General features: G+C 69.5%; 12 protein-coding genes. 1 reads left to right on the top strand and 11 read right to left on the bottom strand.

Annotation, left to right across the window (positions count from 1 at the left end):
• Positions 1-9 precede the first annotated feature (9 nt).
• The gene (locus BLW14_RS04525) at positions 10-2367 is read right to left on the bottom strand and encodes a discoidin domain-containing protein (protein ID WP_093704547.1); all 2358 of its coding nucleotides are present in this window, start codon (positions 2365-2367) and stop codon (positions 10-12) included.
• A gap of 434 nt (positions 2368-2801) precedes the next feature.
• On the opposite strand from BLW14_RS04525, the gene BLW14_RS34990 reads away from it, so the two are divergent.
• Positions 2802-3083: a substrate-binding domain-containing protein gene (locus BLW14_RS34990; protein ID WP_256332676.1), complete on the top strand. Its 282-nt coding sequence runs from the start codon at positions 2802-2804 to the stop codon at positions 3081-3083.
• Between the two features lie 65 nt (positions 3084-3148).
• On the opposite strand, the gene pssA is transcribed toward BLW14_RS34990, so the two are convergent.
• From pssA to BLW14_RS04470, 10 genes are all read right to left on the bottom strand, one after another.
• Positions 3149-4003: a CDP-diacylglycerol--serine O-phosphatidyltransferase gene (gene pssA / locus BLW14_RS04515; protein ID WP_018100354.1), complete on the bottom strand. Its 855-nt coding sequence runs from the start codon at positions 4001-4003 to the stop codon at positions 3149-3151.
• Positions 3990-4637: a phosphatidylserine decarboxylase gene (locus BLW14_RS04510; RefSeq protein WP_018519860.1), complete on the bottom strand. Its 648-nt coding sequence runs from the start codon at positions 4635-4637 to the stop codon at positions 3990-3992. The genes pssA and BLW14_RS04510 overlap by 14 nt, the downstream gene beginning before the upstream one ends.
• 182 nt (positions 4638-4819) lie before the next feature.
• On the bottom strand, positions 4820-6025 hold the full coding sequence (locus tag BLW14_RS04505) for an acyl-CoA dehydrogenase family protein (protein ID WP_093704545.1): 1206 nt from the start codon (positions 6023-6025) through the stop codon (positions 4820-4822).
• Between the two features lie 2 nt (positions 6026-6027).
• Complete coding sequence (locus tag BLW14_RS04500) at positions 6028-6555, bottom strand: MaoC family dehydratase (protein ID WP_018519858.1); 528 nt, start codon at positions 6553-6555, stop codon at positions 6028-6030.
• Between the two features lies 1 nt (position 6556).
• Positions 6557-7522 (bottom strand): HpcH/HpaI aldolase/citrate lyase family protein, encoded by a 966-nt coding sequence (locus tag BLW14_RS04495; protein ID WP_093704543.1) that lies wholly within the window; start codon positions 7520-7522, stop codon positions 6557-6559.
• Positions 7519-9531: a protein meaA gene (locus tag BLW14_RS04490; RefSeq protein ID WP_093704541.1), complete on the bottom strand. Its 2013-nt coding sequence runs from the start codon at positions 9529-9531 to the stop codon at positions 7519-7521. The genes BLW14_RS04495 and BLW14_RS04490 overlap by 4 nt, the downstream gene beginning before the upstream one ends.
• Before the next feature lies 1 nt (position 9532).
• Positions 9533-10894, bottom strand: coding sequence for a crotonyl-CoA carboxylase/reductase (gene ccrA / locus BLW14_RS04485; RefSeq protein ID WP_371128049.1), 1362 nt, complete (start codon positions 10892-10894; stop codon positions 9533-9535).
• 348 nt (positions 10895-11242) lie between these two features.
• Complete coding sequence (locus BLW14_RS04480; RefSeq protein ID WP_371128048.1) at positions 11243-12055, bottom strand: GNAT family N-acetyltransferase; 813 nt, start codon at positions 12053-12055, stop codon at positions 11243-11245.
• Between the two features lie 54 nt (positions 12056-12109).
• Entirely contained in the window at positions 12110-12925 is an 816-nt protein-coding gene (locus BLW14_RS04475) for a TetR family transcriptional regulator (RefSeq protein ID WP_026243049.1), read from the bottom strand.
• A 91-nt stretch (positions 12926-13016) separates the two neighbouring features.
• Positions 13017-14798 (bottom strand): 3-hydroxyacyl-CoA dehydrogenase family protein, encoded by a 1782-nt coding sequence (locus BLW14_RS04470; RefSeq protein ID WP_093704537.1) that lies wholly within the window; start codon positions 14796-14798, stop codon positions 13017-13019.
• Positions 14799-14877 lie beyond the last annotated feature (79 nt).

Genomic DNA, 14877 nt, shown 5'->3' with positions numbered 1-14877 from the left:
GGCGCCGGGTCAGCTGGTGTAGGCCTCCAGCTCCGAGAGCTGGGCGGCCGGCCAGCCGGTGTTGGCGGTGAACGTCAGCTTCAGGTACCGGGCCGATGTGCCCGGCAGCGTGACGGTCGCCTGGTTGCCGTTCGACGGGTTGAAGGTGTAACCCGCCGAACTCTTGAGGGAGTTGTACGTGCTGTTGTCGGTGCTGCCCGACACGCTCAGCGTCTGGGTACGCGTCGCCCAGGCGGACGACGGGGGCAGCTTCAGGACGAGGCGCTTGACGGACTTCGCGGCGCCGAGGTCCACGGTGATGGTCTGCGGGAAGGCGTTGTTGGTGCTCTCCCAGTAGGTGTTGGCGTTGCCGTCGACCGCGTTGGACGCGCCGTACACGTCGGCGTGACCGGACTCGGTGACGTGACGGCCCTGGGCGAGGTTGCCCGTCTCCTCGGGCGGGTCGGTCGGGTCGGTCGGCGGGTCCGTGGGGTCTGTCGGGCCGGTGCCGCCGCCGGGGACGCCCCCGTTGGTCCACACCGGGTCCGGCCAGACACCGGTGCAGGCGGGCGGGTCGGCGTACCAGCCCGAGTTGCCGGAGCCGCGGGTGATCTGGAAGCCGCTGCCGACGCAGTTGTGGATGGGGTTGGACTGCGCGATGTGCGTGGCCGTGACGTTGTCGAAGGTGGCCGTGCCGGGCGCCTGGATCTGGAGCGCGTAGGTGCCGGCGCCATCGATCTTGATGTTCTTGAAGTGCAGCCCGTTGGACGCCCCCTCGATGAGGTGGATGGCGGCGTAGGAGCTGTCCAGGACTTCCGAGTCGGTGATGTTGATGTTGCCGTTGATCGGTTCGTTCAGGCCGCTGAACCAGATCGCGCCGACGCCGAAGTTCCAGTTGTAGTCGCTGTTCCCGGTCCGGATCAGGGTGTTGCGGGCGGCCGTGGTCGTGCCCGAGACGGCCGTTCCCTGGCCGGAGTTGACGCCGGGGTAGCGGTTGGCGATGTGCAGACCGCCGCCGTTGGTGATGGTGTCCGACATGACGTTGTCGGACAGGGTGATGTCCTTGCCGCCGTAGGTGACGATGTTGTTGGCGAGGATCGGCAGGATCACCGTGTTGAACGTGAATTTGTTCTTCACGTTCGGGACGTTCTCCGCCCACATCGCCAGCCCGTCGTCACCGGTGTTGCGGACGAAGGTGTTGGTGACCGTCGAGTTGGTGACGCCGTAGTGGAAGTTCACGCCGTCGGCGGTCTGGTCCAGGATGCGGCTGTTCTTGATGGTGAAGTTGTCCATCGGGCCGTCCATCCAGGCGCCGCACTTGGTGTGCTGCATCCAGACGTTGTCGACGGTCGAGTTGGACAGCGCCCCGCCGATGGCGTTGACCTGGTCGTTGTCCACGCGCTCCCGGATGTCACCGATGATGGCGAAGTCCTTGAGCGTGACGTTGCTGCTGCCGCCGTCACCGGCGTACTTGCCGTAGACGCCGACGGCCTTGCTCCGGTTCGAGGGGTCGCGCCCGGTCAGCACGGAGTACCAGGGCCCGGCGCCGCGCAGGGTCACTTTGTCCACGATGATGTGGTCGCGGACCTGGAACGTGCCCTGCGGGATGTACACCTCCTTGCCCTGCGTCCTGCCCGCGTCCACGGCCGCCTGGATCTTGGCGGTCGAGTCGGCGGCCCCGGTCGGGTCGGCTCCGAAGTCGGAGACCACGTCGAGAGCGCCGGACGGCTTGGCGACGGGCGAGCCGACCTGCTCGAAGTCCGCGAGGTCGATGGTGAACGAGGGTGAGGCCGAGGTCGAGGAAACCTGGAGGCGGACCTTCGTACCCGCGGGCAGGGTCGACCCGAGCATGGTCCGGGCCTCGTCGTAGAAGTGGTGCGGGTTGGTGTCGCCCGGGTTGTTGTTGAACGGGTAACCGCCGTAGTACCAGCCGTACTTGGAGGTCACGGGCACCGCCTTGGGCGAGGCCCCGTTCACGCGTACGTCGATCGAGGCGTCCCGGCCCGTCCCGGCGGCGTTGTCCGGCAGCGAGTACCGGAAGGACATCGCGTTGGCGGGTGCGGTGAGCGTGAACTCCACGTACTCGCCGACCGCGTCCAGGGTCACCGCCTGCCGGCCCGAGGCCTCGGAGGGCAGCGTGCCGTAGAGGCGGTTCGGGCCTATCAGGGTGCCGTTGGTGGCCGCGTACTCGGCCTCCTGTTCCTTGAACGGGACGGTCGCGCCGCGGCCGGGGACCGCGAGCGGCGAGGGGGCGGGTACGCCGGCGGCCTGGGCGGCCGGCGCGCTGGACAGGACCACGGCGGCGGCGGTGCCGAACGCGGCGAGTGCCAGCGAGAGCGAGGCGGAGAGGGAACGCCTGAGCAGGGGGCGTCGGGGCGGGGAAGTCACGTCGAAGTCGTCCTTGCGGCTCGTGGGGGCTCTTCGGACGTCCCACAGGCTAGGAGCACCGCCGCAAGGAAGTCCACGGCAGTGCGCAAGATTCTGCTTCCAGAACTAAAAATTGTGACTCAAACCTGAGAGGAATGCGTTGAGTGCGCCGGTTGGGGAGAAATCGGCGCACTCAACGTCCGCACCGCGCAAGCCACTTGCGAGGCGGATGTGCGGCCGGCCGCGACTGGGTCGACCAGCACGGAGAGGATGCCCATCGCGCTGAGCCGTGGAGTGTCGACGCCCTGGTCCCCACGGTCGGCGCCACCGACTGGGCCGACGCCGTCAGCGCTATCGAATGCCTGATCTAATTGGTTCACGCCCGGATCGCGCATCTTGCCGGACCCTGCCGGCTGCTGTGCGGCAGGGCCCGTGCCGACGGCTTCCGGGCCGCCATGGAACGCGCCGAGCTGCCCTTACCGCAGGGCGGGGCGTCGCACGGCGATTCAACGACCGCTCGGGCCGACATGAGCGTGGTCGGCTTCGACGACCTGCCCGTGGCGCGCTGGACCCAACCCGCCCTGACGACCGTGCGCCAGCCCCTGCTGGACATGGCCTCCATGGCGGCCACCACGCTGCTGCGGATCATCGACGGCGAGCAGGTCGACACCCTGCGCCTGGAACTACCGACCCGCCTGGAGGTACGCGGATCCACCGCCGGCCCCCGTACCGCCTGAGCGGCGACGCGAGAGGGCCCGGACACCTTGCGGTGTCCGGGCCCTCTTCCGTCTCGTACAGCGGGTTACGGCAGCTGTGCCGCACGCGCCTCGCGCCGGTTGTCACGGAAGGTGTTCACCCGGCGGGCAGTCGCGAAGAGCGGGATGACCGCACCCAGGACCACCTGGAGCGCGCAGCCGGTCTGAAGGAGCAGCTGACCACCGGGGGCGTCCAGCGCCCAAGCCGCCAGCAGCCCCATCGCGGCCACGATCCAGCCGAGCATCGCCACTGCGAGGACGCCCCGCGGCTTCGGGTACTCGACCCGGCTGACCATCAGCCACGCCACTCCGATGATCGCGAGCAGCGTCGGCACGAAGGGCAGCTCCAGGAGCACGATCGAGATGACCGTGAGCGCTCCGAAGGGGCTCGGCATGCCCTGGAACATGCCGTCCTTCAAGGTCACGCAGGAGAACCGCGCGAGTCTGAGCACCACCGCCAGCAGCACCACGATCGCCGCGAGCGCCGAGACCCGCTGGTGTGCGTCGTCCGCGACCATGCCGTACACGAGGACGAAGTACGCCGGGGCGAGCCCGAAGCTGATGAGGTCCGAGAGGTTGTCCAGCTCGGCGCCCATCGGCGAGGACCGCAGCTTGCGGGCCACGAGCCCGTCGAACAGGTCGAAGATCGCCGCCATGAGCATGAGGATCACGGCGGTGGCGGCGGAGTGCCGTGCCATGCCGCTCTCGTCGCTGCCCGTGAGGTGCGGGATCAGGATGCCCGTGGTGGTGAAGTACACCGCCATGAAGCCGCATGTGGCGTTACCGAGGGTGAGGGTGTCCGCTATCGACAGCCGCAGCGAGAGCGGCATGTCGTCGGCGTCGTCCTCCGCCTCGGCCTCCGGGACCCAGCCGGCCTGTGTGTCGGGATCAATCACGGTCAATGCGAGTCACCCCCGCGGTAGTGGCCTGGCCGACCTCGACCGCGACGTCCACACCTTCCGGGAGGTAGATGTCGACGCGGGAGCCGAAGCGGATCAGCCCGATGCGCTCACCCTGCTCCACCTTCGTACCCTGCGGGATGTAGGGGACGATGCGCCGCGCGACAGCACCCGCGATCTGCACCATCTCGATGTCGCCCAGTTCGGTGTCGAAGTGCCAGACAACGCGCTCGTTGTTCTCGCTCTCCTTGTTGAACGCGGGGACGAAGCCACCCGGCACGTGCTCCACCGACGTCACCGTACCGGCGAGCGGCGCGCGGTTCACGTGCACGTTCAGCGGGCTCATGAAGATCGCGACGCGGGTGCGCCCGTCCTTCCACGGCATGATGCTCTGCACCACGCCGTCGGCCGGTGAGATGACGCGCCCCCCGGTGATCTCGCGCTCCGGGTCACGGAAGAACCAGAGCATGCCCGCCGCGAGAGCGGTGGTGGGCACGGCCACGGCCGCCCAGCGCCCGGACCGGCGGGCGCGGGTCAGGCTGAGGGCGGCGGTGGCGACGGTCGGCAGGAGCCACGGCGAAGCTCCGCGTGCGATGCGGACCCGGCCGCGTGAGGCAGAGGTATGGCTGTCGGGCATGGATGACCTTCGTAGCGGATTGAGCCGCGCTGGCAACGGGGGACGGCGGCTTTTACCGGCGATGTTATCGGTTGCTGACCGCAACTGGGCAAGCCAGCAGCCGAGTCGGACGTCTGGAAGGCACCGGTTGAGGATGACAGGGTGTGATCTTCTTCGCGGCTAAATCACCGCGAAAGGGACAATCAACCCTGGAAACGGTACTCCTCAAGGAGTCGGCGCCCGATGATCATTTTCTGGATCTCGGCGGTACCTTCACCGATCAGCAGCATCGGGGCCTCGCGGTAGAGGCGCTCGATCTCGTACTCCTTGGAGAAGCCGTAACCGCCGTGGATACGGAAGGCGTCCTCGACGACTTCCTTGCAGTACTCGGAGGCGAGGTACTTCGCCATCCCTGCCTCCAGGTCGTTTCGCTCCCCGGAGTCCTTTTTGCGAGCTGCGTTTACCATCATCGCATGAGCGGCCTCGACCTTGGTGGCCATTTCGGCCAGCTTGAACTGGATCGCCTGGTGCTGCGCGATGGGCTTTCCGAAGGTCTGGCGCTGCTGTGCGTAGGAAACGCCCAGTTCGAAGGCACGCTGTGCGACGCCGCAGCCACGGGCCGCGACATTCACCCGGCCGACCTCGACTCCGTCCATCATTTGGTAAAACCCTCGGCCGGTGACCCCGCCCAGGACACGATTGGCCGGAATTCGCAGTCCGTCCATGATGAGCTCGGTGGTATCGACCCCCTTGTAGCCCATCTTGTCGATCTTGCCGGGAATCGTGAGCCCCGGGCGGACCTCGCCGAAGCCCGGTTCCTTCTCGACCAGGAACGTCGTCATCGACTTGTGCGGGGCGGTGCCCTCGGGGTGTCCTTCGTCACTCCGGCACAGGACGGCGACGAGTGAGGACGTACCACCGTTCGTCAGCCACATCTTCTGGCCGTTCAGGACGTACTCCTCGCCGTCCCGGACGCCCTTGGAGCTGATCGCCGAGACGTCCGAGCCGAGCGCCGGCTCGGACATCGAGAACGCGCCGCGCACCTCGCCCAGCGCCATCCGCGGCAGGAAGGTGTCCTTCTGCTCCTGGGTGCCGTGCTGCTTGAGCATGTACGCCACGATGAAGTGCGTGTTGATGATGCCCGACACGCTCATCCAGCCGCGGGCGATCTCCTCCACGCACAGCGCGTACGTGAGCAGCGACTCGCCCAGACCGCCGTACTCCTCGGGGATCATCAGGCCGAACACGCCGAGTTCCTTCAGCCCCTCGACGATGTCGGTGGGGTACTCGTCGCGGTGTTCCAGCCGGGTCGCGACCGGAATGATCTCCTTGTCGACGAAATCCCTGACCGTCGAGAGGATCTCCTGCTGGACCTCGGTGAGCCCGGCCGTCTGGGCGAGTCGCGTCATGGCTACTTCTCCACGTTCTTCTGCGAGGGCTGGCTGAGCTCCGGGCGGCCGGGCTGTTCCCCGCCCCGCTCCTTGATGTACGTCTCCGTGGGGACCATGACCTTGCGGCGGAACACGCAGACCAGCGTCCCGTCCTGCTTGTAGCCCTTGGTCTCCACGTACACGATTCCGCGGTCGCTCTTGGACCGCGACGGCGTCTTGTCCAGCACCGTCGTCTCGCCGTAGATCGTGTCGCCGTGGAAGGTCGGCGCCACGTGCTTCAGCGACTCGATCTCCAGGTTGGCGATGGCCTTTCCGGAGACGTCCGGCACCGACATGCCGAGCAGCAACGAGTAGATGTAGTTGCCCACGACGACGTTCTTGCCGAAATCGGTCGTGCTCTCCGCATAGTTGCTGTCCATGTGCAGCGGGTGATGATTCATGGTCAGCAGGCAGAAGAGGTGGTCGTCGTATTCGGTGACGGTCTTTCCGGGCCAGTGCTTGTAGACCGCACCGACCTCGAATTCCTCGTAAGTGCGTCCGAACTGCATATCAGGCCTCCGGGGCTTCGAACTTGGAGGTGCGCTGCATGCCGGCCGCCCGGCCCTTGCCCGCGACGACCAGCGCCATCTTGCGGCTGGCCTCGTCGATCATCTCGTCGCCGAGCATCGCCGAGCCCTTCTTGCCGCCCTCCTCGGAGGTGCACCAGTCGTAGGCGTCGAGGATCAGCTCGGCGTGGTCGTAGTCCTCCTGCGAGGGCGAGAACACCTCGTTCGCCGCGTCGACCTGGCCGGGGTGCAGCACCCACTTGCCGTCGAAGCCGAGCGCCGCCGCACGGCCGGCCACCTCGCGGTAGGCGTCCACGTCCCGGATCTGGAGGAAGGGGCCGTCGATCGCCTGGAGGTCGTGCGTACGGGCCGCCATCAGGATGCGCATCAGGATGTAGTGGTACGCGTCCGCCGGGTAGCCGGGCGGCTGCTGGCCGACGACCAGGGTCTTCATGTTGATCGACGCCATGAAGTCGGCCGGGCCGAAGATCAGCGTCTCCAGGCGGGGTGAGGCGGCGCCGATCTCGTCGATGTTGACGAGGCCCTTGGCGTTCTCGATCTGCGCCTCGATGCCGATCCGCCCGACCTCGAAGCCCATCGTCTTCTCGATCTGGGTCAGCAGCAGGTCCAGCGCGACGACCTGCTGGGCGTCCTGCACCTTCGGCAGCATGATGCAGTCGAGGTTCGGCCCCGCGCCCTCGACGACGGTGATGACGTCCCGGTACGTCCAGTGCGTCGTCCAGTCGTTGACGCGGACCACCCGGGTCTTGCCCGTCCAGTCACCGTTGTTCAGCGCGTCGACGATGTGGTGGCGGGCGCCCTCCTTGGCGAGCGGCGCGCAGGCGTCCTCCAGGTCCAGGAACACCTGGTCGGCCGGGAGGCCCTGGGCCTTCTCCAGGAACCGCGGGTTCGAGCCGGGCACGGCCAGACACGAGCGGCGCGGGCGCAGGCGGTTGACGGCGGCAGTCATGCGGGGACCTCCAGAGGGTCGAGCTTGTTCGCTTTCCGGATCTCGTCGACGATACGGCCGATGATCTCCGTGATACCGAAGTCCTTCGGGGTGAACACGGCGGCGACACCCGCCCCGATCAGGGCCTCGGCATCGGCCGGGGGAATGATGCCGCCGGCGATGACCGGGATGTCGCCGGCCCCGGTGCGGCGCAGCCGGGTCAGCACGTCCGGCACCAGCTCGGCGTGCGAGCCGGACAGGATGGACAGGCCGACGCAGTGCACGTCCTCGGCGACGGCGGCCGAGACGATCTGCTCGGGCGTCAGGCGGATGCCCTGGTAGACGACCTCGAAGCCGGCGTCCCTGGCCCGCACCGCGATCTGCTCGGCGCCGTTGGAGTGCCCGTCCAGACCGGGCTTGCCGACGAGCAGCCGCAGCCGCCCGACCCCCAGGTCCTCGGCGGTCCTGGCGGTCTTCTCGCGTACGAGGGCGAGCGGCGAGCCCTCCTCCGCGGTGACCGCGACCGGGGCGGACGACACCCCGGTCGGCGCCCGGAACTCGCCGAACACGTCCCGCAGCGCCCAGGACCACTCACCGGTGGTCACCCCGGCGCGGGCGCACTCGACGGTCGCCTCCATCAGGTTCTCGGTGCCCGCCGCGGCCTTCTTCAGCGCGGCCAGCGCCTCCGTGGCGCGGGGCTCGTCCCGGTTGTCGCGCCACTCGTGGAGCGCGGCGACGACCCGGGCCTCGTTCGCCGGGTCGACGGTCATGATCGCCCCGTCGAGGTCGGCGGTGAGCGGGTTGGGCTCGGTCGTCTCGTAGACGTTGACGCCGATGATCTTCTCGTCGCCGGCCTCGATCCGGGCCCGCCGCTCGGCGTGCGAGGAGACCAGCTCGGACTTGAGGTAGCCCGACTCGACGGCCGCCATCGCGCCGCCCATCTGCTCGATCCGGTCCATCTCGGCCAGCGAGTCGGCGACCAGCTCGTCGACCTTGGCCTCGATGACGTGCGAACCGGCGAAGATGTCCTCGTACTCCAGCAGGTCGCTCTCGTGCGCCAGGACCTGCTGGATGCGCAGCGACCACTGCTGGTCCCAGGGCCGGGGGAGCCCCAGCGCCTCGTTCCAGGCGGGCAGCTGGACCGCGCGGGCCCGGGCGTCCTTGGACAGGGTCACGGCCAGCATCTCGAGCACGATGCGCTGGACGTTGTTCTCCGGCTGCGCCTCGGTCAGGCCGAGCGAGTTGACCTGGACGCCGTAGCGGAACCGGCGCTGCTTGGCGTCGGTGATGCCGTAGCGCTCGCGGGTCACCCGGTCCCAGATGCGGCCGAACGCCCGCATCTTGCACATCTCCTCGATGAAGCGGACGCCCGCGTTCACGAAGAACGAGATCCGCGCGACGACGGCCCCGAACTTCTCCTCGGGCACCTGCCCGGAGTCGCGCACCGCGTCGAGGACGGCGATGGCCGTCGACATCGCGTACGCGATCTCCTGGACCGGGGTCGCCCCCGCCTCCTGGAGGTGGTAGCTGCAGATGTTGATCGGATTCCACTTGGGGATGCGGTTGACCGTGTACGTGATCATGTCGGTGGTCAGCCGCAGCGAGGGCCCGGGCGGGAAGACGTGCGTCCCGCGCGACAGGTACTCCTTGACGATGTCGTTCTGCGTGGTGCCCTGGAGCTTGCCCGGGTCGGCACCCTGCTCCTCGGCGACGACCTGGTAGAGCGCCAGCAGCCACATGGCGGTGGCGTTGATCGTCATCGAGGTGTTCATCTGCTCCAGGGGGATGTCCTGGAACAGCCGGCGCATGTCACCGAGGTGCGACACCGGCACACCGACCCGGCCGACCTCGCCGCGCGCCAGCACGTGGTCGGGGTCGTATCCGGTCTGGGTCGGCAGGTCGAAGGCGACCGACAGGCCCGTCTGGCCCTTGGCGAGGTTGCGCCGGTAGAGCTCGTTGGACGCCTCGGCCGTGGAGTGGCCCGCGTACGTCCGCATGAGCCAGGGGCGGTCCTTCTGGCGGCCACTCATGTCACACGTTCCGGAAGCGGTTGATGGCGTCCAGGTGCTTCTCGCGCATCTCGTGGTCGCGCACGCCCATGCCCTCGCGCGGGGCCAGCGCCAGGACGCCGACCTTGCCCTGGTGGGCGTTGCGGTGCACGTCGTGGGCGGCCTGGCCGGTCTCCTCCAGCGAGTAGACCTTGGAGAGCGTCGGGTGGATCTTGCCCTTGGCGATCAGGCGGTTGGCCTCCCACGCCTCGCGGTAGTTGGCGAAGTGGGAGCCGATGATGCGCTTGAGCGACATCCACAGGTAGCGGTTGTCGTACTCGTGGTTGTAGCCCGAGGTCGAGGCGCAGGTGACGATCGTGCCGCCCTTGCGGGTCACGTAGACGCTCGCGCCGAACGTCTCGCGGCCCGGGTGCTCGAAGACGATGTCGACGTCCTCGCCGCCGGTCAGCTCGCGGATGCGCTTGCCGAACCGCTTCCACTCGCGCGGGTCCTGGTTCTGCTCGTCCTTCCAGAACTTGTAGCCCTCGGCGTTGCGGTCGATGATCGCCTCGGCGCCCATCTTCCGGCAGATCTCCGCCTTCTGGTCGCTGGAGACGACACAGATGGGGTTGGCGCCGCCGGCCAGCGCGAACTGCGTGGCGTACGAGCCGAGGCCGCCGCTGGCGCCCCAGATCAGGACGTTGTCGCCCTGCTTCATGCCGGCGCCGTTGCGCGAGACGAGCTGGCGGTACGCGGTGGAGTTGACGAGACCGGGAGCCGCGGCCTCCTCCCAGCTGAGGTGGTCGGGCTTCGGCATCAGCTGGTTCGACTTGACGAGCGCGATCTCGGCGAGACCGCCGAAGTTCGTCTCGAAGCCCCAGATGCGCTGCTCCGGGTCGAGCATCGTGTCGTTGTGGCCGTCCGAGGACTCCAGTTCGACCGAGAGGCAGTGCGCGACGACCTCGTCACCGGGCTTCCAGGCGTTGACGCCCGGGCCGGTGCGCAGGACGACGCCCGCCAGGTCGGAGCCGATGACGTGGTACGGCAGGTCGTGCCGCTTGGTGAGCTCGCTGACCCGGCCGTAGCGCTCCAGGAAGCCGAAGGTGGAGACCGGCTCGAAGATGGAGGTCCAGACGGAGTTGTAGTTCACCGAGCTGGCCATGACGGCGACCAGGGCCTCGCCCGGACCGAGCTCCGGAACCGGCACGTCCTCCACGTGGATGGACTTGCGCGGGTCCTTGTCGCGGCTGTCGACGCCGGCGAACATCTCGGCCTCGTCCTTGTGGACGGTGACCGCGCGGTACGACTCGGGGATCGTCAGCGCCGCGAAGTCGGCGGCGGTGGGCGAGGCGGAGCCGCCCTTCGCCTCGGTCTGCGACTGGATCGCGTCCAGGATTTCCTTCACGGGTGCCTCCGGCGGTGCTGCTCAGGGAACGCTGAGGGTCCCTGCGGACAGGGGGGACGGGTCTGGAGGTGTGCCGTCGGTTCGGCGGGTGTTGCTCGGCTGCTTGCTCGGTGGAGCAGAAGGGTCGCCTGGTGACGCAGGCGTCCGGGCGCGCAGGCACGTGGCTTGCGGGGACAGCCGGCGTACGTGAGATCCCAGCACGCCGGCCGCCCGGATGCCTTCAACGTATGGCACTGCGTGACAGCTGACAAGGCACTCGGTGCCAGTAATTTCCCTCAATTGTCAGTCGACTGCCACGCATGAGCAACACGGGCAGCGGTATGGGCGAAATCGCCCGCGCTTGTCCGGTCAGGAGGACGCGGGGCGGTAGAGGTACGGGGTCGTGGTGGTCAGGGCCGTGAAGCCGAGGCGCTCCAGGATCGGGCGGCTGTCCTCGGTGGCGTCGACCTGGAGGTACGAGAAACCGCGCTCCGCCGCCACGCGCGCCCGGAACGCCACCAGCGCCCGGTAGACGCCCCGCCCGCGCCACGCGGGGTCCGTGCCGCCGCCCCACAGCCCCGCGAACCCCGTGCCCGGGTACAACTCCATCCGGGCCGAGCTGACCGGCTCGTCGCCCGCCATGGCCACCAGCGCCATGAAGTGCTCCGGGTCCTCCCGCAGCCGGGCCAGGACCTGCCGGCGCAGCCGTGACCCGTCCCGGCCGAACGCCAGCTCGTGGGCGCGCGCCATCAGCTCCGCGCCCGCCTCGTCCCGGACCTCCTCCAGCCGGACGCCCTCCGGCAGCCGCACCTCCGTGGCGAGCTCCGCCACCCGCGCCACGAGCAGCGTCTCCGGCTCCTCGGCCTCGAAACCGGCCGCCAGCAGCCGCGCGCCCAGGTCGGCGGGCCGGTCGTGCCCGTACAGCTTCCACTCGAACTCGTCGCAGCCCAGCCGCTCGCTGTGGGCCACCTGCTCCGCGACCGCCGCGTCGGCCCGGGCGGCGTCCAGGTCCGGCGCGGACCACACCACCCCGTTCCAGTCGTGCGCGGCGCCCACCTGCCGTACGACGTCACCCACGCGCTCGACGCGGCCGCCGGGGCCGTCGGGGCGGGCCTGTTCGCGCATCACCCGGTCGAAGACGGCGAGGAGGCGTGCGCGCTCGGATCTCACATGATCGTTCATGCGCACACCCCAGCACCGGGCACCCTCCCCGGCAACAGGGTTTCCCGGGGAGGCTCAGCGCTCCTTGAGGGCCTGCTGGATGGTCCGCATCACTTCGTCCAGCGGGGCGTCCGTGCGCGCCACCGCGACCAGCACCTCGCCCTGGGTCTCCACCGAGGCGGCCGGCGGCTTCGCGGGCTCCGCCCCGGCCGTGCGGCCCGCGCCGATCCCGGTGCCGAACGTGTCCCGCACGATGGCGAAGGCCTGGTCGAGCTGCGCCTCCACATCCCCCTGCCCGTCCGCCCGCAGCCAGCGGCGCAGCACATGGTTGTGCGCGGTGACGACGGCGGACGCGGCGACCTCGGCCAGCAGCGGGTCGTCGTTGCCGGGGTGGTGGTCGCGCTCGTCGAAGTGGCCCAGCAGATAGCGCGTGAACAGTCGCTCGTAGCGGGCCACCGACGCGATCTCCGCCTGCCGCAGGGTCGGCACCTCGCGGGTCAGCTTGTAACGGGCCACGGAGACCGCGGGCTTGGCCGCGTACATCCGCATGACTTCCTTGATGCCCCGGCACACCGTGTCGAGCGGGTGCTCGTGCGCGGGGGCGGCGTTGAGCACCGCCTCGGCGCGCACGAGTGTGTCGTCGTGGTCCGGGAAGATCGCCTCTTCCTTGGAGCGGAAGTGGCGGAAGAAGGTCCGCCGGGCCACGCCCGCGGCACCGGCGATCTCGTCGACCGTGGTGGCCTCGTACCCCTTCGTCGCGAAGAGTTCCATCGCCGCGGCGGCCAGCTCGCGGCGCATTTTGAGCCGCTGGGCCGCGGCTCGGGTGCCTGCGGCACTTTCCGGGACGTCGGGCGCGGCGGACACACGGGAGGACCTGGCGGGCTGGGACATGGTGTGAACGTACTGCATCGGTGCGGGAGCGCGCGCCTGCGGGGGCGGGCCGCCCGGAGGTCCGAGCAGCCCGCCCCAGCCGGCCCCCGCGTCAGCGTCGGGCATATTCGCGGAAGCCGCGCCCCGTCTTGCGGCCCAGGCAGCCCGCGGCCACCAGGTGCTCCAGGAGCGGGGCGGGCGCCAGGCCCGGGTCGCGGAACTCGCTGTGGAGCACCTTCTCGATGGCCAGCGAGACGTCCAGGCCGACCACGTCCAGCAGCTCGAACGGGCCCATCGGGTAGCCGCCGCCCAGCTTCATCGCGGCGTCGATGTCGTCGAGGGACGCGTAGTGCTCCTCGACCATCTTGATCGCGTTGTTGAGGTACGGGAACAGCAGCGCGTTCACGATGAAACCGGCCCGGTCCCCGCAGTCCACCGGGTGCTTGCGGACCTTCAGGCACACCTCGTGGACCGTGGCGTGCACGTCGTCGGCGGTGAGCACGGTACGGACGACCTCGACGAGCTTCATCGCGGGCGCCGGGTTGAAGAAGTGCATCCCGATGACGTCCTCGGGCCGCCCGGTGGCCCGCGCGATGGCGACGACCGGGAGCGAGGAGGTCGTCGTGGCCAGCACCGCGCCCGGCCGGCACACCTTGTCGAGCGTGGCGAACAGCTGCTGCTTGACCGCCAGGTCCTCGGCGACCGCCTCCACGGCCAGGTCCACCTCGGCGAACGCGTCCAGCGAGGCCGCGGCGGTGATCCGGGCCAGCGTCTCGTCCCGGGCCTGCCCGGTCAGCCGCCCCTTGGTGACCGACCGGTCCAGCGACTTGGCGATCCGGGCCTTGGCCAGGTCAGCCTTCTCCTGGCCGCGCGCGGCCAGCACCACGTCGTAACCCGCCTTGGCGAAGACCTCCGCGATGCCCGAGGCCATCGTCCCGGAGCCCGCGACGCCGACCGAACGCACGGTGCGCCCGGCGGCCTCCGCGCCGCGCGGGGCCGGCGTCAGCGCGTCCGGCACCACGGTCTGGCTGCCCGGCCCGGCGTACGTGTAGAAGCCGCGGCCCGCCTTGCGGCCGGTCAGCCCGGCGGCGGCGAGCTGACCGAGGATGGGAGCGGGGGCGTGCAGACGGTCGTGCGAGGAGGAGTACATCGCCTCCAGGACCGTACGGGCCGTGTCGATGCCGATGAGGTCCAGCAGGGCCAGCGGCCCCATCGGGAGCCCGCAGCCCAGCTTCATCGCCGCGTCGATGTCCTCGCGGGTGGCGTAGTTCGCCTCGTACATCGCGGCAGCCTGGTTGAGGTAGCCGAACAGCAGGCCGTCGGCGACGAAGCCGGGCCGGTCGCCGATGGAGACGGGCTCCTTGCCCAGCAGGCGGGCCAGCTCGGTGACCGCCTGGACGGCCGGCGGGGCCGTGAGCACCGAGGAGACCACCTCGACCAGCTTCATCGCCGGCGCCGGGTTGAAGAAGTGCAGGCCGAGCACCCTCTCCGGGTGCTGCGACTCGGCGGCCAGCCGGGTCACCGACAGGGCGTTGGTGCCGGTCGCGAGGATGGTGGTGGGGGAGACGATCGAGTCGAGCTCCCGGAACACCTGCTGCTTGATCTCGTACGACTCCGGCACGACCTCGATGACCAGCTCCGCGTCGGCGGCCGCCTGGAGGTCGGAGAAGGTGCGGAACCGGGCGAGCGCGTCGCGCCGCTCCTCCTCGGTGATCCGCTCGCGCTCCACGGCGCGGGCGGTGGACGCCTCCAGGGAGGCGACGGCCTGGCGGGCGGCGGCTTCGTCGACGTCGATGCCGATGACCTCGCGGCCGGACCGGGCCAGAACCTCGGCGATACCGGTGCCCATCGTGCCGAGGCCGACGACGGCAATGGTGGAGAGAGGGGTGTCCATCACGGGACTCCAGGGATGAGTGACGACTGAGGGACGCACGGGGCGCATGAGGCGCACGGCGTGCGGGAGTTGCCTGTCG

It is taken from the genome of Streptomyces sp. 2131.1, assembly GCF_900105515.1.
Classification (GTDB): domain Bacteria; phylum Actinomycetota; class Actinomycetes; order Streptomycetales; family Streptomycetaceae; genus Streptomyces; species Streptomyces drozdowiczii.
Note: the sequence above shows the minus strand (reverse complement) of the source record. Positions and strands in the feature narration are given on the sequence as shown.